A 22,027-nucleotide genomic window follows, 5' to 3' on the forward strand; every position below is an offset into this window, starting at 1 on the left:
GGCGGCGCGAGAGCCTGGACGCCGCCGTCGCGGAGATCGCGGCGGCGGGCGGGCGGGCCATCCCCATCCCGCTCGACGTCACCGACGCCGCCTCCGTCCGCAACGGTGTCCGCGAGGCCGCGAGCGCGCTCGGCGGGCTGGACATCCTCGTCAACAACGCCGGAACCACGGTGTCCAAGGCGGCGCTCGACCATGGCGAAGACGATTGGGACCGCGTGATCGACACCAACCTGAAGGGCGCCTTCCTCACCGCGCAGGAGACGGCGCGCGTGATGAAGGAGCAGGGGCGGGGCGGTTCCATCGTCAACATCGCGTCCATCCTGGGGCTGCGGGTGGCGGGCCATGTCGCCGCCTATGCCGCGTCGAAGGCCGGGCTGGTTCAATTGACCAAGGCGCTGGCGCTGGAATGGGCGCGCCACGGCATCCGGGTCAACGCGCTGGCCCCCGGCTACATGGAAACCGACCTGAACCGCGACTTTCTGGCGACCGACGCCGGGCAGGCGCTGATCCGGCGCGTGCCGCAGCGGCGGCTGGGGCGGCTGGCGGATCTCGACGGGCCGCTGCTGCTGCTCTGCTCCGATGCGTCGGCCTACATGACCGGGGCGGTCGTGCCGGTGGACGGCGGGCATCTCGTCGGCACCCTGTGAGAAGCAAAGAAGAAAGAATGACGGAGAGGACCCGAACCGATGGATTTCAGCCTGCCCCCGCCGATCGAGGAGTTCCGCCGCCGCGTGCGCGCCTTCGTGGAGGAGCGCATCCTGCCGCTGGAAGCGGACCCGGCCTCCTGCGACGAGCATGAGAACATCGCGCCCGCCCTGCTGGAGCGCCTGCGTGGGGAGGTGAAGGCCGCCGGGCTGTGGGCGCCGCAGATGCCGAAGGAGCGCGGCGGGCAGGGGCTGGGCATCGTCGGCATGGCCGCGGCCTACGAGGAGATGAACCGCTCCATCTTCGGGCCGGTCTGCTTCAACTGCGCCGCCCCGGACGACGGCAACATGCAGCTTCTCAACAAGGTGGCGACCGAGGCGCAGAAGGAGCGTTGGCTCCAGCCCATCGTGGACGGCAAGGTCCGCTCCGCCTTCGCGATGACCGAGCCGCATCCCGGCGGCGGCTCCGACCCCTCGATGATGAAGACCCGGGCGGAGCGGCGGGGCGACCGCTGGGTGATCTCCGGCCACAAATGGTTCATCACCGGGGCGGGAGAGGCGCAGCATTTCATCCTGATCGCCCGCACCTCCGACGACGCGCGCAAGGGGCTGACCGCTTTCCTGTTCGACAAGGACCAGCCCGGCTGGGAGATCGTCCGCCGCATCCCGATCATGGGGCCGGAGGAGCATGGCGGCCATTGCGAGCTGCGCTTCGACGGGCTGGAGGTTTCCGACGAGAATGTCCTGATGAAGGTCGGGGACGGGCTGAAGGCGACGCAGATCCGGCTCGGTCCGGCGCGGCTGACCCACTGCATGCGCTGGACCGGCCTGTCCAAGCGGGCCATGGAGATCGCCGCCGCCTATGTGCGGGAGCGCGAGAGCTTCGGCACCACGCTGGCCGGGCACGAGGGCGTCCAGTGGATGATGGGCGACGTCGCCATGCAGATCGAGATCGGGCGCCTGCTGATCATGAAGGCGGCGTGGCAGCTCGACCGCGGCGACTTCGCCCGCAAGGAGGTGTCGATGGCCAAGGTCCATGTCGCCGACACGCTGCACAAGGCGGTGGACACGGCCATCCAGCTCTGCGGGGCCAGGGGCTATTCGAAGGACACGGCGCTGGAGTGGATGTACCGCTACGCCCGGCAGGCCCGGCTGGTGGACGGGGCGTCGGAGGTCCACAAGATGGTGCTGGCGCGCTTCTACATGGACGAGGGTGACGGCTTCTGGGCCTGGGGGTGAGACGGATGGGCGCACTGATCGATGGGGAAAGCCGGCCGCGTCTGGAATCGTGGCTGGCCGGGGCGACCGGCGCGACGCGCGTGTCGGTGGCCGACGAAGGCACCCTCGGCGGGGGAGCCATCTCGCTCAACCTTGCGGTGACGCTGGACATCGACGGCGGACCGCAGGCCGGGCGCCACGCCTGCGTGCTGCGCGCCCAGCCCGGCGGCGGTAGCGCCGTGGCGCCGAGCATGAAGGCCAGCATCTCCAAGGCGCAGGAATTCGCCGTGCTGCGCGCCGCCTTCGGCGCCGGGGTGGCGGCGCCGGAGCCGATCGCATCCTGCGGCGACCCGGCGGTTCTGGGCGCCGACTTCTACATCATGCGGCGCGCCGAAGGCATCGGGGCCGGGCACAAGGTGGTGAAGTCGGACCAGCCGCAACGCGGCCTCGCCCGCGAGCTTGGCCGGCAACTGGGCCGCCTGCACCGCGCCGGGCCGGACACCCCGGGGCTTGAGGATCTGCCCGTGCCGAACCCGTCCCCGGCGCTCGACTGCGTGCACGCCTACCGCGACTGGCTGGGCGATCTGGCGGTGCGGGACGCGGTGCTGGCCTGGGGGCTGCGCTGGCTGGAGATCCATGCCCCGCCGCCGGGCGATCTGGTGCTGTGCCACCGTGACTACCGCACCGGGAACTATCTGGTGAAGGACGGGGCGCTGACCGCCATCCTGGATTGGGAGTTCGCCGGGTTCAGCGATCCCATGGAGGATCTGGGCTGGTTCTGCGCCCGCTCCTGGCGGTTCGGGCGGCATGACCGCGAGGCGGGCGGGCTGGCCGGGCGGGAGGACTTCTACGCCGGCTATGAGGAAACCTCGGGGCGCCGGGTGGACCCGCAGGCGGTGGCCTATTGGGAGACCGCGGCTTACATGCGCTGGGCGGCCATCGCCGTCCTCCAGGGCCGCCGCCACACCTCCGGCGAGGAACCCTCTCTGGAACTGGCGCTGACCGGGCGGATGCTGCCGGAAATCGAACTGGACCTGTTGCGCCACATCCGCAACCTCGGGCTGACGGTGGCGTCCCCGGTGGAGTCCGCGGGAGCCGGCCTGTCCGGGGATGCCAGCGAAGAGAGGGTGGCCTGATGCGCACCAGCCCCGACGCCCAGGAATTGCTGAGCATCGTCGCGGAGACTTTCCGGACGGACCTCCTCCCCCACATCCCGCCGGCCCAGCGCTATACGGCGCTGATGATCGCCAACGCGCTGGGCATCGTGCAGCGTGAGCTGGCCGGGGTCGACGAGGCCGGCCACGCCATGCTGGCGGCGCTGGCCCTGCTCTACGGCGAGGACGCGGACGACAGCCTGTCCGGCACGGAGCTGCGCCAGCGGGTGGAAGCCTTGCAGCACCGGCTGTGCATCGAGATCGCCGCGGGCGACTTCGACCACGACGGCCAGGACGTGCTGATGGAATGCCTGGAGGAGATCGTCCAGGCCCGGCTGGGCATCGCCAACCCGAAGCTGCTGCGGGGGTAGGAGTGTTCCCCTCTCCCGTCCCGGGAGAGGGTGCCTGCGAAGCGGGCGGGTGAGGGTCGTGCGAGGATCAGGGCCGACCCGTTGCCGGCACCCTCACCCTCCCACGCTTGCGCGTGGCCCCCTCCCTCTCCCGGGGCGGGAGAGGGGAGCAGAAGGTGTGGGCATCACTCCGCGATCGGCTCGTAGAATTCCGGGCCGAAGTCGGCGGCCTGACGGCTGGTCACGTTGAAGGGCTTCTTCAGGCTGCCGCGGAAATATTGCTTCACCAACCCTTGCCAGGTCTCCACCGGATCCACGCCGCGCTTGGCGCAGAGGTGGCCGAACCAGCGGCGCCCGGCGGCGACGTGGGTGATCTCCTCGTCGTGGATGATCTGAAGCAGGGCGGCGCTCTCCGCGTCGCCGAACTCGCCCAGGCGGCGGACGGTGTCCGGGGTCACGTCCAGCCCGCGCGCCTCCAGCACCATCGGCACCACGGCCAGCCGGGCGGCGAGGTCGTGGGCGGTGACGGTCGCGGCCTGCCACAGCCCGTCATGGGCCGGCATCTCGCCGTAGCCGGAACCGAGCTGGTTCAGCCGCTCCTCCAACATCTGGAAATGCCGGGCCTCGTCGTCGGCGACCTGCACCCAGTCGTCGGTGAAGCCCTTGGGCATCCCCTCCCCGACGAAGCGGCACACGAGGTCCCAGGCGAGGTCGATGGCGTTCAGTTCGATGTGGGCCAAGGCGTGCAGCAGGGCGAGGCGGTTCTGCGCGCTGCCGCCGCGCCCGCGCTTGGGCATATCGCGGGGCAGCATCAGGGGCGGGCGCTCCGGACGGGCGGGGCGTTCCGGCGGGGCCAGGGAACCGAAGTCGGAAATGCGCCCGTCGCGCCACGCCGCGGCGTAGTCCCGCGTCAGGCGCACCTTCTCCGGCGGCGCCGCGGTGGTCAGCACCGCGACGGCCGCGTCGCACAGGGTCGTCACCATCCATACGCAACGAAATGGGGGTTCACGATGTCGGCCTTGCCGTAGAGCATGGGGGACCCGTCCGGCTGCTCCACCCGCCCGCCGGCGGCGGTGAGGATGGCGTGGCCGGCGGCGGTGTCCCATTCGCTGGTCGGGCCGAAGCGGGGGTAGAGGTCGGCCTTGCCGGAGGCCACCGTGCAGAACTTCAGCGAGCTGCCGCAGGTCACCCGGTTCTTCACCGTGTAGCCGGCGAGGAAGCTGTCCAGTTCGCTGCCGCTGCCGTGGGAGCGGCTGGCGACGACGGTCAGCCCGTCGGGCGGCGGCTTGCGGACCTGGATGGGATAGTCGTGGCGGCCCTCCACCCAATGGACGGCGGTGCCCGGCCCGCAGGCGGCGTAGAGGTCGCCCGTGGCCGGCGCGTAGACCACGCCGAGAACCGGGCGCCCGCCCTCGATCAGGGCGATGTTGACGGTGAATTCGCCGTTGCGGCTGATGAACTCCTTGGTGCCGTCCAGCGGATCGACCAGCCAGAAGCGCCCGCCGGAGACGTCGGGCCGGTTCCCGGCGGCCACGGCCTCTTCCGCCACCACCGGGATGCCGGGGGCGATGTGGTGCAGGGCCGGGGTGATGACGTGTTCGGCGGCCAGATCGGCCTGGGTCACCGGGCTGCCGTCGACCTTTGTGGCGGCGTCGATGCCGCCGTTGTAGAAGCGCAGGATCACCTGACCCGCTTCGTGGGCGATGGTCCGCACCTTGGGCAGCAGGCTTGCCGCGGCGGTGTCGGTCATGGGTGGTCCTCCGGTCGGCTGGTGGGCGAACGGTCACCATAGCGCGCCCGGACGGTGGGCTGGAAGGCTGGAAAGGGCGGGGACAAGGGGAGAATGAGGATGAACGGACGCTGGCGGCCCATCTGGCGGCCCATGGAGCCGGCCGATCTCGACCGCGTGATGGCCATTGCCGAGGTGGTGCACCCCGATTACCCGGAAGACCGCGCCGTCTTCGCGGAACGGCTGGCCCTCTATCCGGACGGCTGCGCGATGGCGGAAACCCATGCGGCGGAGGCGGACGGGGTCTGCATCGGCTACATCGTCATGCATCCGGGCCGGCTGGGCACGCCGCCGCCGCTCGATTCGCCGCTGGGCGCGCTGCCGGAGGCGCCCGACTGCCTGTATCTCCACGACGTGGCCCTGTTGCCCGCGGCGCGGGGCCTGGGGCTGGGCGTCGCCGCGCTGGAGCGGATGAACGCGCTGGCGGCGCGGCAGGGCTTCCGCTGGCTGGCCCTGACCTCCACCCCCGGCGCGCGGGCTTTCTGGGACGCGCAGGGATTCCTGCCGCAAGACGGCGGGCCGGGTCTGGCGGCCAAGCTGGCCTCCTACGGCGGAGGAATGACCTACATGGCGAAACCTGTGAAAAAGTAATTTTGCATTTTAGTGGAATTTGCGGCAAATCATACTGAACCCGGTGGAAGATGTTTCGATTTGCGGCAAGTTGTCCGACCCCGAAGGGACGATCCGGATGTTATCGTGGACCGTCCCCCTCACCACCAGCACAGCCGCTTGCCGGCAGGATGCCATGCAGCCAACCCCTCGTTTTCCCTGGAAAAGCGAATACACGGTCGGAAACGAGTCCATCGACGAGCAGCACCGGACCCTTCTGGAACTGGCCGGGCTGCTGCATATGGCGGTCGCGGCGGGGCAGGGCTACAAGATCATCCAGAACGCCTTCGCCGCCCTGGTGAAGTACACGGAAGAGCATTTCTCCGCCGAAGAGCAGTTCTGGATCAGCGCCAAGTCCAGCATCCTCGACCAGCACAAGCGGCTGCACCGCGACATCACCCAGGAATTGCTGGCCCTGCGGTTCGAAGGGCCGTACGGCGTGGTCTTCTGCACACCCAACGAGCTGACCAACTGGGTTGAACACCGCCTGATCGCCCATTTCATCGAAGAAGACCAGCGGGTCTACCGCAGCCTGACCCAGGGGGCCAGGAAGAAGCGGACGACGGCCTGACCTTCGCCGCCGGTCCGCTATCGCAGGTTTAGCGGCCAACGTTGCCTTTGCCGTGGAACGGTCCCAGATCAAACTGGTTTATGATGTGGCGCGGCTGCCGGATGGACGCGGGTCTGCCCCGTCCGCCCGGCGGCCCCGCTCCACCAGACCAGGGGGGCGACGGCGGCGGTATGAAGAACACGGACAATGGCCGGATCGATCGGAACGACACGCTCTGGTACAAGGACGCGGTCATCTATCAGCTTCATGTGAAGGCGTTCTTCGACGCCGACAACGACGGCATCGGCGACATCGCCGGCCTGACGCAGAAGCTCGACTACATCCAGGAGCTTGGCGTCACCACGCTGTGGCTGCTGCCCTTCTACCCTTCGCCGTTGCGCGACGACGGATACGACATCGCCGATTACAAGGCGGTCAACCCGTCCTACGGCAATCTCCAGGACTTCAAGCGGTTCCTGCGCGAATGCCACGACCGCGGCCTGCGCGTCATCACCGAACTGGTCATCAACCACACCTCCGACCAGCACCCGTGGTTCCAGCGCGCCCGTCAGGCCAAGCCGGGATCGAACCACCGCAACTACTACGTCTGGTCCGACACCGACCAGAAGTACCAGGGCACCCGCATCATTTTCTGCGACACGGAAAAGTCCAACTGGACCTGGGATTCCGAGGCGCAGGCCTATTTCTGGCACCGCTTCTATTCGCACCAGCCCGACCTGAACTTCGACAACCCGAAGGTCCTTCAGGAGGTGCTGAACGTCATGCGCTTCTGGCTGGACATGGGAGTGGACGGGCTGCGGCTCGACGCCGTTCCCTACCTGAAGGAGCGCGAGGGCACCAACAACGAGAACCTGCCGGAAACCCACGACGTCCTGAAGGCCATCCGCACGGAGATCGACAAGGGCTACGGCGACCGCATGCTGCTGGCCGAGGCGAACCAGTGGCCGGAGGACGTGCTGCCCTATTTCGGCGATCTGGCGAAGGGCGGGGACGAATGCCACATGGCCTTCCACTTCCCGCTGATGCCGCGCATCTACATGGCCGTCGCCATGGAGGACCGGCACCCCATCGCCGACATCATGCGCCAGACGCCGGACATCCCGGACACCTGCCAGTGGGCCGTCTTCCTGCGCAATCATGACGAGTTGACGCTGGAGATGGTGACCGACCGCGAGCGGGACTATCTCTGGGACTTCTACGCCGCCGACCGGCGGATGCGCATCAACCTGGGCATCCGGCGGCGGCTGGCCCCGCTGCTCCAGAACGACCGCCGCAAGATCGAACTGCTGAAGAGCCTGCTGCTGTCCATGCCGGGCACGCCGGTGCTCTATTACGGCGACGAGATCGGCATGGGCGACAACATCTATCTCGGCGACCGCGACGGCGTGCGCACGCCCATGCAATGGTCGCCCGACCGCAACGGCGGCTTTTCCCGTTCCGACCCGGCGCGGCTGTATCTGCCGGCCATCCAGGACCCGATCTACGGCTTCCAGGCCATCAACGTGGAGGCGCAGCAGCGCAGCCCGTCGTCGCTCCTGAACTGGATGAAGCGGCTGATCGCGGTGCGCCAGCAGCACAAGGCGTTCGGGCGCGGCAGTTTTCAGCTCCTTTATCCGGGCAACCGCAAGGTGCTGGCCTATCTGCGCTGCCACGCGACGGAGGACGGCGACGAGATCATCCTCTGCGTCGCGAACCTCTCCCGCTCCGCCCAGGCGGTGGAGCTGGACCTGAAGCCCTTCCGCGGGCGCGTGCCGGTGGAGCTTCTGGGCCGGACGGTCTTCCCGCCGGTCGGCGATCTGCCCTATCTGCTGACGATTCCCGCCTACGGCTTCTACTGGTTCGCCCTGGCCGCCGAGGCGGCGCTGCCGTCCTGGCACGAGACGATGCCGGAGCCGGTGCCCGACCTGCTGACCGTGGTGGTGCGCGACGGTTGGAAAAGCCTCATCAGCGGGCGCGCGGAAGCGGAGTTGGCCCGCGACATCCTTCAAGCCTATCTGCCGCAGCAGCGCTGGTTCGCTGGCAAGGATCGCCGGATCGGCGGCGCGCACGTCCCGATGTCCGCGCGGCTGAACGGGCCGGGCGACGGTTTCATGCTGCTCCGCGCCGACGTGGATCTTTCGGGCGGCGACACCCAGTCCTATTTCCTGCCGCTGGCCATGAGCTGGGAGGAGAATGCCGGGAACATCGGCTGGCCGCTGCTTCCCTTCACGCTGGCCAAGGCCCGGCGCGGCCCGCGCACCGGCGCCATCTTCGACGCCATGCAGACGGACGCCTTCATCCGCAGCCTGCTGGCCGCCCTGCGCGAAGGGCGCGAGATCCCGGCCTCCCATGGCGCCATCCGCTTCTCCCCGACCGCCTGCATGGTCGACCTGACGCTGGCCGAGGACACCGAGATCCGCCGTCTGGGCGTGGAGCAGAGCAACAGCTCCATCCTGGTCGGCGCCCAGGCCGTGCTGAAGGCGTTCCGCCGCCTGACCCCCGGCGCCCATCCGGAACTGGAGGTCGGGCGCTTCCTGACGGAGGTGGCGGGCTATCAGAACACGCCGCCGCTGCTCGGCTCCGTCGAGCATATGGCCGAGGACGGCACGCCGACCGCGCTGTTCGTCCTTCAGGGCTTCGTCCGCAACCAGGGCGACGGCTGGAGCAGCACGGTCGATTCGCTGGTCCGCGAGCTGGACGACATCCGCCTGGGCCTCGCCCACGATCCGGAGGAGCCGGCGGAGGGCGAGCCCTTCGGCATGCACGCCGCCATGATGGCGACGCTCGGCCAGCGCACCGCGGAACTGCACTGCGCGCTGGCGAAGCGGACCGGCGACCCGGCCTTCGATCCGGAACCGGTGACCGCCGGCGACCTGAAGGGCTGGGCCGAGGCCGCCCGCCGTCAGGCCGAGGCCGCCTTCGCGGCCCTGCCCGGCGCGCTGGACCGACTGAGCCCGGCGGTGAGGGAGCAGGCCGAAGCCCTGCTGGCCCGCCGCACCGACGTGATCAACCGGCTGGCCGAACTGGCCGACACGCCGCCGCAGGGGGAGAAGACGCGCATCCACGGCGACTATCACCTGGGGCAGGTGCTGCGCGCCCAGAACGACTGGTACATCATCGACTTCGAGGGCGAGCCGGCGAAGACGCTGGAGGAGCGCCGGGCCAAGCACAGCCCGCTGCGCGACGTGGCGGGGATGCTGCGCTCCTTCAACTACGCCACCTGGGCGGCCCTGTTCCGAATCGACGAGACGGGCGCGCTGGAGGAAGCCGGCGCCGTGATGGAAGCCGCCCTGGATTGGGAACGGCGCAGCATGCAGAGCTTCCTGGACGCCTACCGCGCCACCATCGCCGCCTGCCCGGACCTGCCGGACGGCACGGGCGCCGACCGGCGTCTGCTGGCCCTGTTCCTGATGGAAAAGGCGCTCTACGAGATCGCCTACGAGGCCGCGAACCGCCCGAACTGGATCGGCATCCCGGTGAAGGGCGTGCTGGGGCTTCTGGACGGCGAGTCCTGAGGGGGGCGCATAGGACGCCGCGGGCATGGTGTGACAAACGCCCCGGCGCTATGTTCACACCCCAAGAATGAGTGAGGGCAGGGAAAGGTCAGCCGATGCCGAACGACATCCGAACGGGAATCCGGGCCGAAGCGCAGGGGGCGTCATCGCTGCGCGGCGGCATCGACGCCATCGTCCGCGCCGACCATGGCGATCCCTTCGCGATCCTGGGCATGCACCAGACCGGCAAGGACCGGCCCGTGGAGGTCCGCGCCTTCATCCCCGGCGCCGAGAAGCTCTGGGTGATCGACGGCGCGTCCGGCGACCCGGCGGGCGAGGCGGACAAGGTCCATGACGAGGGCTTCTTCGTCGCCGTCCTGCCCGACCGGACGGAGCGCTTCCGCTACCGCCTGCGCGTCCAATTCCCTCTGGCGACGGTGGAGTTCGAGGACGCCTACCGCTTCGCCTCCGTCCTGGGCGAACTGGACATCCATCTGCTGGCCGAAGGCACGCACCTCAAGAGTTTCGAGCGGCTGGGCGCCCACCCGCGGGAGATCGACGGGGTGGCGGGCGTGGCCTTCGCCGTCTGGGCGCCCAACGCGCGGCGGGTCAGCGTCGTCGGCGACTTCTGCGAGTGGGACGGGCGGCGTCTGCCGATGCGCAAGCGGGTGGAGGCCGGGGTGTGGGAGATCTTCGTGCCCCACGCCACCGCCGGCCAGCGCTACAAGTTCGAGATCAAGGGGGCGGGCGGTGACCTGCTGCCGCTGAAGTCCGACCCCTACGCCTTCCAGGCGGAATTCCGCCCCCAGACCGCCTCCGTCGTGCACGGCCTGCCGGATTACGACTGGCAGGACGCGGAGTGGCAGCGGACCCGTTCCACCACCGCCGACCTGACCGCGCCGATCTCCATCTACGAGGTCCATCTCGGCTCCTGGGCGCGGGTGCCGGAGGAGGGCGACCGCTTCCTGACCTACCGCGAGCTGGCCGACCGGCTGGTGCCCTATGTGAAGGATCTGGGCTTCACCCACATCGAGTTGCTGCCGGTCACCGAGCATCCCTTCGACGGCTCCTGGGGCTACCAGCCGATCGGCCTCTACGCGCCGACCAGCCGCCACGGCACGCCGGAGGACTTCAAATATTTCGTGGACACCTGCCACGCGGCGGGGATCGGCCTGCTGCTGGATTGGGTGCCCGGCCATTTCCCGACCGACCCGCACGGGCTCGGCTGGTTCGACGGCACGCACCTGTACGAGCATTCCGACCCGCGCCAGGGCTATCACCAGGACTGGAACACGCTGATCTACAATTTCGGCCGGACGGAGGTGCAGAACTTCCTGCTGGGCAACGCGCTGTTCTGGCTGGAGCATTACCGGCTGGACGGGCTGCGCGTGGACGCCGTGGCCTCCATGCTCTACCTCGACTACAGCCGCAAGGCCGGCGAATGGATTCCCAACCGCTTCGGCGGGCGCGAGAACCTGGAATCCATCGCCTTCCTGAAGCGGATGAACGAGCTGACCTACGGCCATCACCAGGGCATCATGACGGTGGCCGAGGAATCCACGGCCTGGCCGGCGGTGTCGCGGCCCGTCTATCTCGGCGGGTTGGGCTTCGGCTACAAGTGGAACATGGGCTGGATGCACGACACGCTGGAGTATATGGCGAAGGACCCCATCCACCGCCGCTACCACCACCACCAGCTCACCTTCGGCCTGATCTATCAGTTCTCGGAGAATTTCGTTCTGCCGCTCAGCCATGACGAGGTGGTGCACGGCAAGGGCTCGCTGATCAACAAGATGCCCGGCGACGACTGGCAGAAGTTCGCCAACCTGCGCGCCTATTACGGCTTCATGTTCGCCCACCCCGGCAAGAAGCTGCTGTTCATGGGCGGCGAGTTCGGCCAGTGGCGCGAGTGGAGCGAGGCCCGCAGCCTGGACTGGCACCTGCTGGAGGAGCCGCTGCACAAGGGGCTCCAGACGCTGGTGCGCGACCTGAACCGGATGTACCGCGGCCTGAAACCGCTGCACCAGACCGATTGCGACCCGGCGGGCTTCGAATGGATCGAGGCCAACGACAGCGACAACTCCGTCCTGGTCTTCCTGCGCAAGGGGGCGGAGGACCCGGAGCATCATGTGGTGGTGGTGTGCAACTTCACCCCGCTGCCGCGCGACGGCTACCGCGTCGGCGTGAGCCTGCCGGGGCGTTATGAGGAGGTGCTGAACACCGACGCCCCGGAATACGGCGGCAGCGGCGTCGGCAACGCCGGCGGCGTGGAGAGCGAGGAGACGGAATGGCATGGCCGCCCGCACTCCATCAATCTGACCCTGCCGCCGCTGGGGACGCTGGTGCTGGAGCGGAAGGCGGGGTAGTGGGCGACCGCTTCCATCGATGGGAGGAGGGAAGGGCGGCGTTCCGCACTTGACGCGACGAACGTGCCAATTCTTTATTGCAACAGGTGGCGTTCCGCATCCGCCGGGCCATCCGTTGCGCACAACGCAAGCCGCTTGCGGTTCCGCCCGATATCCGTGCCCGTGGTGAGCTCCGTCCCGATGTCCATCTCCACCGCCACGCGCACCGCCGTCTGGCCCGGCAAGCCCTATCCGCTGGGGGCGAACTGGGACGGGTTCGGGGTCAATTTCGCCCTCTTCTCCGCGCACGCCGAGAAGGTCGAGCTGTGCCTGTTCGACCAGACCGGCCAGCGGGAGGTCGAGCGGGTCGTCCTGCCGGAGCACACCGACGAGGTCTGGCACGGCTATCTGCCGGAAGCCCGGCCCGGCCTGCTCTACGGCTACCGCGTCCATGGGCCGTACGAGCCGGCGGCGGGGCACCGCTTCAACCCGAACAAGCTGCTGCTCGACCCCTACGCCAAGGCGCTGTTCGGGCCGTTCCGCTGGTCGGACGCCCATTACGGCTACCGCATGGGCTCGACGCGCGAGGATCTGTCCTTCGACCGGCGCGACAACGCCCGCGGCATGCCGAAATGCCGGGTGGTGGACCGCGCCTTCACCTGGGGGCACGACCGGCATCCGGCGGTGCCCTGGTCGGACACGGTCATCTACGAGACCCATGTCGGCGGCTTCACCATGCGCCACCCGGAGGTGCCGGCCCCGCTGCGCGGCACCTTCGCCGGCATGTCCACCCACGCGGTGATCGACTATCTGAAGGCGCTGGGCATCACGTCGGTGGAGTTCCTGCCGGTGCAGTCCTTCGCCGACGACCGGCATCTGGTCGGGCAGGGCCTGCGCAACTACTGGGGCTACAACAGCATCGGCTTCTTCGCGCCCGAGCCGCGCTACATGACCACCGGCGTCCTGTCGGAGTTCAAGACCATGGTCGCCCGCCTGCACGAGGCGGGGATCGAGGTTATCCTGGACGTGGTCTACAACCACACGGGCGAGGGCAACCATCTTGGCCCCACCCTGTCCTTCAAGGGCATCGACAACCTCAGCTACTACCGGCTGCTGCCCGACAACCCGCGCTTCTACATCAACGACACCGGCACCGGAAACACCCTGAACCTCAGCCACCCGCGCGTGCTCCAGATGGTGATGGATTCCATGCGCTACTGGGTGACGGAGATGCATGTGGACGGCTTCCGCTTCGACCTCGCCACCGTTCTGGCGCGGGAGCCCTACGGGTTCGACCCCGGCTCGGGCTTCCTCGACGCGGTGCGGCAGGACCCGGCGCTGGCCGACGTGAAGCTGATCGCCGAGCCGTGGGACGTCGGACCCGGCGGTTATCAGGTCGGCAACTTCCCGCCGGGCTGGGCGGAGTGGAACGACCGCTACCGCGACACCGTGCGCCGCTACTGGCGCGGCGACGAGGGCATGCTGCCGGAACTGGCGGGGCGCATCGCCGGCTCGTCGGACCTGTTCGAGAAGCGCGGGCGGCGGCCCTGGTCGTCGGTGAACTTCGTCACGGCGCACGACGGCTTCACCCTGCACGATCTCGTCTCCTACAACGAGAAGCACAACTGGGCCAACGGCGAGGACAACCGCGACGGCCATTCCGCCAACCACTCCTGGAACCACGGGGTGGAGGGCGAAACCGACGATCCCGCCATCCGCGAGGCCCGCGCGAAGCAGAAGCGCAACCTGCTGGCCACGCTGTTCCTGTCGCAGGGCACGCCGATGATGCTGGCCGGCGACGAGATCGGCCACAGCCAGAAGGGCAACAACAACGCCTACTGCCAGGACAACGAAACCTCCTGGCTGGACTGGGCGCGGCTGAAGGGCGAGGGCGGGCCGATGCTGGCCTTCGTCAAGCGGCTGATCGCCCTGCGCAAGGCGCATCCGGTGCTGCGCCGCCCGGTCTTCCTGCACGGGCGCCGGACCTCGGCGGACGGGTTGAAGGACATCGTCTGGTACACCCCGCAGGGCGTGGAGAAGTCGGCGGAGGATTGGCGCAACGGCCATGCGCGCTGCATCCTGCTGCTGCTGAACGGCCACGCCGGGAGCTACACCGGGGCGGACGGGGCTCCGCAGGACGACGGGGTTCTGCTGATCGTGCTGAACGCCCACACCGGCACGGTCAACGTCACCCTGCCCGAGGTGCCCGAGGCGCGCGGCTGGCGCTGCGTGCTGGACACCCGCGTGGCGGACGGGGCCGGCGACGGGCGGATGCAACTCGCCGGGCGGACGATGCCGGTGGACGGGCGGACCGCGTTGGTGTTCGTACAGGTTGAATCGCCCGGTCGTTGATACGGGTCAATAGGCGGCATTTTCCGCCTGTGCTAACGTCCGGGCCGGGGGCGGCTCCTCCACCTCCGGTTTCCGCGGATCCGACGCATGCCCGACTACGACTTCTCCCTGGTTGATGCGGCCATCATCGATACGCAGTCCAACACCCTGCGCGTCCTTCGCGAGGTGCTGGCGCGGCTGGGGCTGAAGCGGGCCGAGACCTACGGTTCGGTGCGGGACGCGGCGGAGGTGGTCGCCGCGGCCAGTCCGGACCTGATCCTTCTCGACACGGATGGGGAGGAGGCGGAGGCGCTGCGCTTCATCCGCCGCCTGCGCAACGAGCCGGACACCCGCAACCCCTACGCCTGCATCGTCGCCACCACCTGGCAGCCGACGCCGCTGCTGGTGATGCGCGTCACCAACGCCGGGGCCGACGACCTGCTGGTGAAGCCCGTCTCGCCAAAGCAGGTGCAGGACCGGCTGGCCGCCCTGATCGAATCGCGCAAGAAGTTCGTGGTGACCGCCGACTACACCGGCCCCGACCGGCGCAAGTCGCCGCGCGAGGGCGCGCAGGTGCCGCTGCTCGACGCGCCGAACACGCTGCGGCTGAAGGCCACCAACCGCTGGGCGCACATCAACGCCCGCCAGCTCATGGCCGAGGCCAACCACTTCGTCAACGAACAGAAGCTGCTGCGCGCCAGCATCCAGGTCGCCTTCCTGATCGAGTTCGCCGCCCCCGGCCTGGCCGCCCGCCCGCCGGACCGCATGGCGATGGAGCATCTGGCCCGCATCCCGGCCTTCCTGGACGACCTGCTGCGCCGCCTGGACGATCTGGGCGAGCCCGGCCCGGCGGAGTCCGTCGCCAAATCTTTGAAGATGATGGCGGAGCGCGTCCGGCTTCAGGCCGAATCGGGTGCCGTCGCGCCGGAGGAGATCGAGAGCGTGCGCGCGCTCGCCCGCGACCTGATGCGGGCGGTGGACGTGGCCCGGCCCCTGGACGCCATGATGGCGGAGGTCACCGTTGCGGTGACCGGCTACCGCTCCCGCCTGGAGCAGATGGCGCAGGCCAAGGCGGAGGCCGCGCGGGCCGCCGTGGCGGGGCCGGCGGCGAATGGCGACGCCGCGAAGGAAGCGGTGTGTCCGTGATCCGGCAAATGGTGAGCCGCTGACGGCGAGCGCCGGATCATCCAGGGTTGCGGCGTGTTGTCACCCTTGCCCCGCCGTGGTGCGCGAAAGCGTTGCCGTTGATGTGAAAATTCGAATGTTCGGGGCTGGACGGAACCGGCCCGACGCGCAATGCTCGCGCGCAGGCCGTTGCGGCCAGAATGACGCCACCAAGACGCCACGACCGATAACCGCGGGGACCCTGAATGAGCGATCTCGACCGGCTTGCCGAACGGCTTGGCATCGAGCCCTTCTACCACGACATCTGGGGCAACCGGCGCGAGACCTCCGACGCGACGAAGCGGGCGCTGGCCGCGGCCATGGGCTATCCCGCCGGCAGCGGCGAGGAATTGGCGGCGAGCCTGCACGCGGTGGAGGACCGGGCGTGGCGCCGCATGCTGCCGCCCGTCCTGGTGATCGACGAGGGCGCCCCCCTCGGCCTCGCGCTGGCCGTCCCGGCGGGGCTGGAGGACGCCGAGCTGACCTGGACGCTGACCGAGGAGGGCGGGACCGCCCACCGCGCGTCGCTGCGGGTCGGCAACCTGCCGCTGGCCGATCAGCGGACGCTCGACGGCGTGGCCTATGAGCGGCGGACGGTGTCCACGCGCCTGCCGCCGACCCTGCCGCTCGGCTATCACCGGCTGTCGGTGGTGATCCGGCCCAAGGGGGTGGGAGGAACGCTGGAAGGCGGCGCGATGCTGATCGTCGCGCCGCAGCGCTGCCTGACGGTGGAGGAGGTGGTGCCCGGCGGTCGGACCTGGGGCATCGGCCTGCAGCTCTACGCGCTGAAGAGCGGCGACGACTGGGGCGTCGGCGACTTCGACGACCTCGGGCGCTTTGCGGAGACGGCGGCGGGGCTCGGGGCCGGGCTGGTCGGGCTGAACCCGCTGCACGCCCTGTTCCCGGCGGACCCCAACCACATCGGCCCCTATTCGCCGAGCAGCCGGACCTTCCTCAACATCCTCTACATCGACGTGGAGCGGGTTCCGGAGCTGTCCGCGACTCCGGAGGCCCAGGCCCTCGTCGTGTCGGAGGACTTCCGTCAGCGGCTGGCCGCGGTGCGGGCGGCGGAGCTGGTGGACTACCCCGCCGTCTCCGCCCTGAAGATGCCGGTGCTGGAGGCGCTGCACGCCACCTTCCGCGGGCTTGGCGAGAGCGACGCACGGCGGCGGGAGTTCGAGGCGTTCCGGCGGGAGATGGGCGAGCCGCTGCGCCGCCACGCCGTGTTCGAGGCGCTGCACGAGCATTTCTATCGCCGCGACCCGTCCCTGTGGATGTGGCGGAACTGGCCGCCGGCCTTCCAAATTCCGGACAGCCCGGAGGTCCAGGCGTTCGCCGCCGAGCAGGCCGGGCGGGTGGACTTCTTCGAGTATCTCCAATGGGAGGCCGACCGCCAGTTGGGCGTGGCGGCGGAGCGCGGGCGGCGGGCCGGGCTGCCCATCGGCTTTTACCGCGATCTGGCCGTGGCGGCGCATCCCGGCGGGGCGGCGGCCTGGGGGGATTCGGACATCCTGGTGCAGGGCGCCAACGTCGGCGCCCCGCCGGACCAGTTCAACATGAAGGGGCAGAACTGGGGCCTTGCCCCGCTGTCGCCGGTGGGGCTGCGGGAATCGGCCTACGGCAGCTTCGTCGCCATGCTGCGGGCCAACATGCGCCACGCCGGGGCGCTGCGCATCGACCATGTGATGGCCTTGCAGCACCTGTTCTGGATTCCGGCGGACGGCAGCGACGGCGCCTATGTCGAATACCCGTTCGAGGATCTGCTGCGGATCATCGCGCTGGAGAGCCGGCGCAACCGCTGCATCGTCATCGGAGAGGATCTGGGCACCGTGCCGGAGGGCTTCCGCCCGGCGCTGGAGCGCGCCGGCATCCTCAGCTACCGCGTGCTGTATTTCGAGCGCAGCGCCGATGGCGGCTTCAAGGCGCCGCAGGACTATCCCGCCGGGGCCATGGTCACGGTGACCACCCACGACCTTGCTACCTTCAAGGGTTTCTGGACCAACCGCGACCTGGATTGGCGCGCCCGGCTGGACCTCTATCCCGACGAGGGCGCGCGGAACAAGGACGCCTGGGACCGCGGCGTGGACCGCTGGTGGATGCTCCAGGCGCTGGAGCGCGAAGGGCTGCGCCCGGCCAGCTACCCGAACAACGAGGGGTCGCAGCCCTTCTCGCGCGAGCTGATGGAGGCGGTGCACCGCTACCTCGCCCGGTCGCCGGGGCGCATCGCCATGGTGCAGATCGAGGACGCGCTGGGCGAGGTGGAGCAGCCCAACCTGCCGGGCACCGTGGACCAGCACCCGAACTGGCGCCGCCGCCTCGGCGTGCCGGTTGAGGCCATGGCGGACGACGAGGGGCTGCGCCGTCTGGCCGAGGCCGTCCGCAGCGAGCGGCCCTGAAGCCGGCCCCAAAGCGCATTGCCATCCTGCGGTATTGGCTTACACTTCGCTTCAGTCGTCGGGCAAAGAACAGGACGCCGCGCGCCACGGTGCGCGGCCACTCAATACGGAGGGGAAGATGAAAGGTGATCCGAAGGTTATCCGGCACCTCAACACGATTCTGACGAACGAGCTGACGGCCATCAACCAGTATTTCCTGCACGCCCGCATGTTGAAGAACTGGGGTCTGCTCCGGCTCGCGCACACGGTCTACGAGGAATCCATCGGCGAGATGAAGCACGCCGACAAGCTGATCGAGCGCATCCTGTTCCTTGAAGGGCTCCCGAATCTCCAGGACCTGCACAAGCTGAAGGTCGGCGAGGATTTGCCGGAGATGCTCACCGCCGACCTCGGCATCGAGAGCCACAACCGCGGCAACCTGCTGGAAGCCATCGCCGACTGCGACGCCGTGCGCGACTATCAAAGCCGGGAGATCTTCCGCGAGATCCTGGACGACACCGAAGAGCACATCGACTGGCTGGAAACCCAGCTCGACCTGATCCAGCGCGTGGGCCTGACCGCCTATCAGCAGGAGCAGATCTACGGCGGCGACGCCTCGTAACCGCCGACAGGAAACCCGCCGTTCAGACGGACATCCCAGCCGACGCACCGGTCGCATAGGCCGCGGCGTCGGCCTTGCGGTAGGCCGTGATGGCGGCGGACCAGGGTTCGATGTGCAGGCCGTTTCCCATCGCGTCCTGATGGATGCTCTGCGCGATGAAGCCGGCGTTCGGGGTGGCGGACAGGCGGGAGGACGCGCCGGTCACCGGCCCGTCGTCGGCCTCCGCGTCGTCCAGCGCGAATCTTGCGGAAGCCCCGGTGCGGCGGGTGCGGTTGCCCTCCGCGCCGCCCAGTTCCGCCCGCCTCCCGCTTTTCAGCGCGTCTTCGGTAGCCGCGACGTCGTCGGATTGCCGGCGTTCCTGCTCCCCCGGCGTGCGCCGGATCGGCTGCACGGCGATGGCTTCGCTGGCCAGCATCTGCCGGATGCGGCTCAGCCCCGAAAGGGACTGTGCGCTGGACGGCGATGGAAGGGACAGGATGCTGGACACGGGGGCGGGACGGGTTGTGGATGGTCCGAGTCCCGCATGATATCAGCGCAAACCTTCCCGATGCCTTAAAAAAATCGGGCGAAGGGGCGGCTCCGTGGTGGCCGTCCGTCCGGCGGCGCCGGGCTTTGCGACCCGAAGGGCTTACGACGCCTTGCGGCCATGGACTCCGCGGCGGACGACCGACTGGGCTTCCACGGTCAGATCGTTGCCTCCCAGGATGCGGGTGAACAGCGCCTTCACCGTCGCCCGGCCATGCACCGTCAGCACGCCGCTGCGCGAATCGTCCTCGATCGTCAGGGCCACGGCGTGGGCGCCCAGGAAGCCCTTGGAAAAGGCGTTGTCGAAGAAGGTCCGGATGTGGCCGTCGCGCTGGTCGTCGAACATGACCCGCCCGCCGGCCAGCGCCGCGGCGTCCACCGCCTGTGCCAACCGGGCCTGGACCGCATAGCCGCGCACCGTGTCCATGGTGTAGCCGGCGCCCAGCGCCAGCGGCAGGCCGAGCGCGGCAATCAGCGCCAATGCCAACCTGCGTCCGGACCGCCGTTCCTGCCGATGCTGGAGCGCGTAAGGGTGGTAGACCATCACCATCGCCAGACCCAAGAATGTGAAGGAAAACGTAAGACCAAATCTGCCGAATTTGCCTTAATGAGCGATTAACGGCGTCAAAATAAGCCTTTGAATGTTTAAAATCATGATAACGAAAAGGAGAACTCTTTTCCGTTTTCTCTCATTATTCTTCCGAGTTGCAAGAACCTTCCAGGCGGAATGGGGGTAAAATAGTTCGAAATTCGTACTAAAACATTCGGCCGAACGGAGCGCCGCGGGGCCGCCAGGGAACATAGGGATTCGGCGCCGCATCGGAAGGGGAAAAAACAAGGATCGGCCATGCGATGCGGCGGCCCGCCGAAAGGATGCGGGAATAAAGCCCTCCGCTCCCGCGTCCATGGAGCACCATCGTCCGAACGACAAGGAAGGGGAGGGCAGTCATGATCCGCACCATCGTGGGGGCCGCACTGGCGGCAGGGGTTCTGCTGTCGGCGGGGCCGGCACCGGCGCAGACGTCTGGCGGTTCGGCCGGCGGTTCGGCGGGCATGAGCTTCTTCATCACCAGCGTGGGACCGGGAAAGGGCGCGGATCTCGGCGGGCTGGAGGGGGCGGACCGCCATTGCCGGCAACTGGCGCAGGCCGCCGGGGCGGGAAGCCGCGACTGGAAAGCCTATCTGTCCACCCAGGCGGCGGGCGGGCAGCCCGCGGTGAACGCCCGCGACCGCATCGGCAGCGGGCCGTGGCAGAACGCGAAGGGGCAGGTGATCGCCCGCACGGTGGAGGATTTGCACGCCACCAACGGCCTGACCAAGCAGACCGGCCTGACCGAAACCGGCGAAACCGTCGAAGGCCGCGGCGATACCCCCAACACCCACGACATCCTGACCGGCAGCCAGCCGGACGGCACGGCCTTCGCCGGTGCGGAGGACCGGACCTGCGGCAACTGGACCCGCAGCGGGGCGGAGGGCGCGGCCATGGTCGGCCACCATGACCGCATGGGCTTGAGCGACGATCCGCCGGCCAGATCCTGGAACAGTTCGCACCTGACGCGGGGCGGTTGCAGCCAGGACGCCTTGAAGGGTACGGGCGGGGCGGGGCTGCTCTACTGCTTCGCCGCCGATTAGCGGACGCGGAGCGGGCGGACCGCCCCGCCCGCTCCCTTTCCGCGGGCGGCCGGGGGCGCTACAGTCGCGCCTTCCTGACGGTGTGTGGAGGCGGCCCGATGCGGGGCGGGGCGTGGCGTTCGGCGGTGTTGGGTTTTGCGGTGGCGGGCATGGCGCTCGCCTTTCTGGGGGTGGAGATCGGGCGGCTGGCCGTCGCCGACCCGGAACGCTCCTATTTGGACATGGGCGCCGTGGGGCTGGGCGTGCTGGCGCTGTGGGCGGTCTTCGCGCGGCTGAACCGCCATTTCCGCGACCTGGAACGGCTGCGCGAGGCGCTGTCGGCGTGGCGCGGGCGCAGCAGCGCCGCCTCCCTCGCCGCCGACGCCAGGGAGGACGAGGCCGGCGACCTTGCCCGGGCGGCGGTGGAGGCCCTGCGCCATGGGCGCCATGGGGAGCAGCGTCCGGCGGAACGGCTGGCCGGCGTGATCGCCGCGCTGGAGGAGCCGGTGGTGGTGCTGGACGACTTCGGGCGGATCGACACGCTGAACCCGGCGGCCTCCGCCCATCTGGGCCTCGCGGCGGGGGGAGACATCTACGACCACCTGTCGCGCCCCGAGCTGTTCCGCGCCATCGAACGGGCGCGCGAGGACGGCCAGATGGTGTCCGCCCTGCTGCGGCGCGCCCAGGGGGGCGAGGTGCCGGTGCGGGTGAAGGATTTGGGGCTTCAGTCGGGGATCGCCCTGGTCTTCCCGGCGAAGGCGGGGGACGCGCAACCGCTCCTGACCGGCGACCGGCTGGTGCTGCGCCCCAACGCCCGTCCCGTCCATCTCGGCGACGCGGAGCCGCTGCTGGCCCTGCCGATGGTCAGCCTCTGGGTGGCCACCGCCGGCGGGCGCCCGCAGGACGGTCCCGTCGTCGCGGTGGGCACCGTGCGGATGGCCGGTCCGCGGGTCTTCCGCAGCCTGTCGCTGGAACTGTTCATCGACCCCGGCGCGCCCATCCCGGCGGAGGGAACCGCCGTCCATGGCGTGACCACCGCGATGGCGGAGGGATCGCGCCCCTTCGCCGCGGCCTGGCCGGTGATCGCCGACGCCTTGCGCGGCTGCGTCGTGGTCGGCACGGATGTCGAGGCGGCGCTCGGCGTTCTGGCCCGCGCCTGCCGGGACTCCGGTCTGGCGGAGCCGGAGGCGCCGCCGTCGCTCGACCTCGCGCGGCTGGCCGCGGGGATCGGCCCGGCGCCGCTGGG

The 22,027-nt window shown here is 69.4% G+C and carries 18 protein-coding genes; 14 read left to right on the forward strand and 4 right to left on the reverse strand.

The genetic code is table 11. The features are described 5' to 3' along the window. The 4 genes from QSG27_RS18490 to QSG27_RS18505 all read left to right on the forward strand — a co-directional run. A partial coding sequence (locus QSG27_RS18490; protein ID WP_306708679.1) for an SDR family NAD(P)-dependent oxidoreductase occupies positions 1 to 647 on the forward strand: 647 nt, incomplete at its 5' end. A 39-nt stretch (positions 648 to 686) separates the two neighbouring features. Further along, positions 687 to 1,883 carry an acyl-CoA dehydrogenase family protein gene (locus QSG27_RS18495; RefSeq protein ID WP_306708681.1) on the forward strand — a complete coding sequence of 399 codons (1,197 nt, stop codon included), beginning with the start codon at positions 687 to 689 and terminating at the stop codon, positions 1,881 to 1,883. Between the two features lie 5 nt (positions 1,884 to 1,888). After that, positions 1,889 to 2,998, forward strand: coding sequence for a phosphotransferase family protein (locus tag QSG27_RS18500; protein WP_306708683.1), 1,110 nt, complete (start codon positions 1,889 to 1,891; stop codon positions 2,996 to 2,998). Further along, positions 2,998 to 3,387 carry a DUF6285 domain-containing protein gene (locus QSG27_RS18505; RefSeq protein ID WP_306708685.1) on the forward strand — a complete coding sequence of 130 codons (390 nt, stop codon included), beginning with the start codon at positions 2,998 to 3,000 and terminating at the stop codon, positions 3,385 to 3,387. The genes QSG27_RS18500 and QSG27_RS18505 overlap by 1 nt, the downstream gene beginning before the upstream one ends. Positions 3,388 to 3,551: 164 nt before the next feature. Here QSG27_RS18505 and QSG27_RS18510 read toward each other — a convergent pair whose 3' ends face one another. Beyond that, a complete protein-coding gene (locus QSG27_RS18510) occupies positions 3,552 to 4,349 on the reverse strand; it encodes a ferritin-like domain-containing protein (RefSeq protein WP_306708688.1) in 798 nt (265 codons plus the stop codon). After that, the gene (cysQ, locus tag QSG27_RS18515; RefSeq protein WP_306708690.1) at positions 4,343 to 5,116 is read right to left on the reverse strand and encodes a 3'(2'),5'-bisphosphate nucleotidase CysQ; all 774 of its coding nucleotides are present in this window, start codon (positions 5,114 to 5,116) and stop codon (positions 4,343 to 4,345) included. Before cysQ ends, QSG27_RS18510 begins: the two co-directional genes overlap by 7 nt. 99 nt (positions 5,117 to 5,215) lie before the next feature. Between cysQ and QSG27_RS18520 the strand changes: the two genes are divergently transcribed. The 8 genes from QSG27_RS18520 (at position 5,216) to bfr (ending at position 18,645) form a co-directional block, all read left to right on the forward strand. After that, positions 5,216 to 5,746, forward strand: a complete 531-nt coding sequence (locus QSG27_RS18520) for a GNAT family N-acetyltransferase (protein ID WP_306708692.1) — start codon at positions 5,216 to 5,218, stop codon at positions 5,744 to 5,746. 154 nt (positions 5,747 to 5,900) lie between these two features. Continuing rightward, positions 5,901 to 6,335 carry a bacteriohemerythrin gene (locus tag QSG27_RS18525; protein WP_306708694.1) on the forward strand — a complete coding sequence of 145 codons (435 nt, stop codon included), beginning with the start codon at positions 5,901 to 5,903 and terminating at the stop codon, positions 6,333 to 6,335. Positions 6,336 to 6,505: 170 nt separating this feature from the next. Further along, positions 6,506 to 9,829 (forward strand): maltose alpha-D-glucosyltransferase, encoded by a 3,324-nt coding sequence (treS, locus tag QSG27_RS18530; protein ID WP_306708696.1) that lies wholly within the window; start codon positions 6,506 to 6,508, stop codon positions 9,827 to 9,829. A 95-nt stretch (positions 9,830 to 9,924) separates the two neighbouring features. Then, on the forward strand, positions 9,925 to 12,174 hold the full coding sequence (gene glgB / locus QSG27_RS18535; RefSeq protein WP_306708698.1) for a 1,4-alpha-glucan branching protein GlgB: 2,250 nt from the start codon (positions 9,925 to 9,927) through the stop codon (positions 12,172 to 12,174). A 180-nt stretch (positions 12,175 to 12,354) separates the two neighbouring features. Continuing rightward, positions 12,355 to 14,505, forward strand: a complete 2,151-nt coding sequence (gene glgX / locus QSG27_RS18540; RefSeq protein ID WP_306708700.1) for a glycogen debranching protein GlgX — start codon at positions 12,355 to 12,357, stop codon at positions 14,503 to 14,505. Between the two features lie 87 nt (positions 14,506 to 14,592). Next, a complete protein-coding gene (locus tag QSG27_RS18545; RefSeq protein WP_306708702.1) occupies positions 14,593 to 15,630 on the forward strand; it encodes a response regulator in 1,038 nt (345 codons plus the stop codon). Between the two features lie 224 nt (positions 15,631 to 15,854). Continuing rightward, entirely contained in the window at positions 15,855 to 18,044 is a 2,190-nt protein-coding gene (malQ, locus tag QSG27_RS18550; protein WP_306708704.1) for a 4-alpha-glucanotransferase, read from the forward strand. 118 nt (positions 18,045 to 18,162) lie between these two features. Next, a complete protein-coding gene (gene bfr, locus QSG27_RS18555; RefSeq protein ID WP_306708706.1) occupies positions 18,163 to 18,645 on the forward strand; it encodes a bacterioferritin in 483 nt (160 codons plus the stop codon). Between the two features lie 22 nt (positions 18,646 to 18,667). Here bfr and QSG27_RS18560 read toward each other — a convergent pair whose 3' ends face one another. Next, a complete protein-coding gene (locus QSG27_RS18560) occupies positions 18,668 to 19,060 on the reverse strand; it encodes a hypothetical protein (protein WP_306708708.1) in 393 nt (130 codons plus the stop codon). Positions 19,061 to 19,273: 213 nt separating this feature from the next. Beyond that, a complete protein-coding gene (locus QSG27_RS18565; protein ID WP_306708710.1) occupies positions 19,274 to 19,714 on the reverse strand; it encodes a hypothetical protein in 441 nt (146 codons plus the stop codon). 404 nt (positions 19,715 to 20,118) lie between these two features. Here QSG27_RS18565 and QSG27_RS18570 point away from each other — a divergent pair, with 404 nt between their 5' ends. Together QSG27_RS18570 and QSG27_RS18575 are read left to right on the forward strand one after the other, a co-directional pair. Then, positions 20,119 to 20,802, forward strand: a complete 684-nt coding sequence (locus QSG27_RS18570) for a hypothetical protein (protein WP_306708713.1) — start codon at positions 20,119 to 20,121, stop codon at positions 20,800 to 20,802. Between the two features lie 149 nt (positions 20,803 to 20,951). Beyond that, a partial coding sequence (locus QSG27_RS18575) for a DNA polymerase III subunit epsilon (RefSeq protein ID WP_306708715.1) occupies positions 20,952 to 22,027 on the forward strand: 1,076 nt, incomplete at its 3' end.

It is taken from the genome of Azospirillum isscasi (assembly GCF_030849505.1).
In the GTDB taxonomy this organism is placed as follows: Bacteria; Pseudomonadota; Alphaproteobacteria; order Azospirillales; family Azospirillaceae; genus Azospirillum; species Azospirillum isscasi.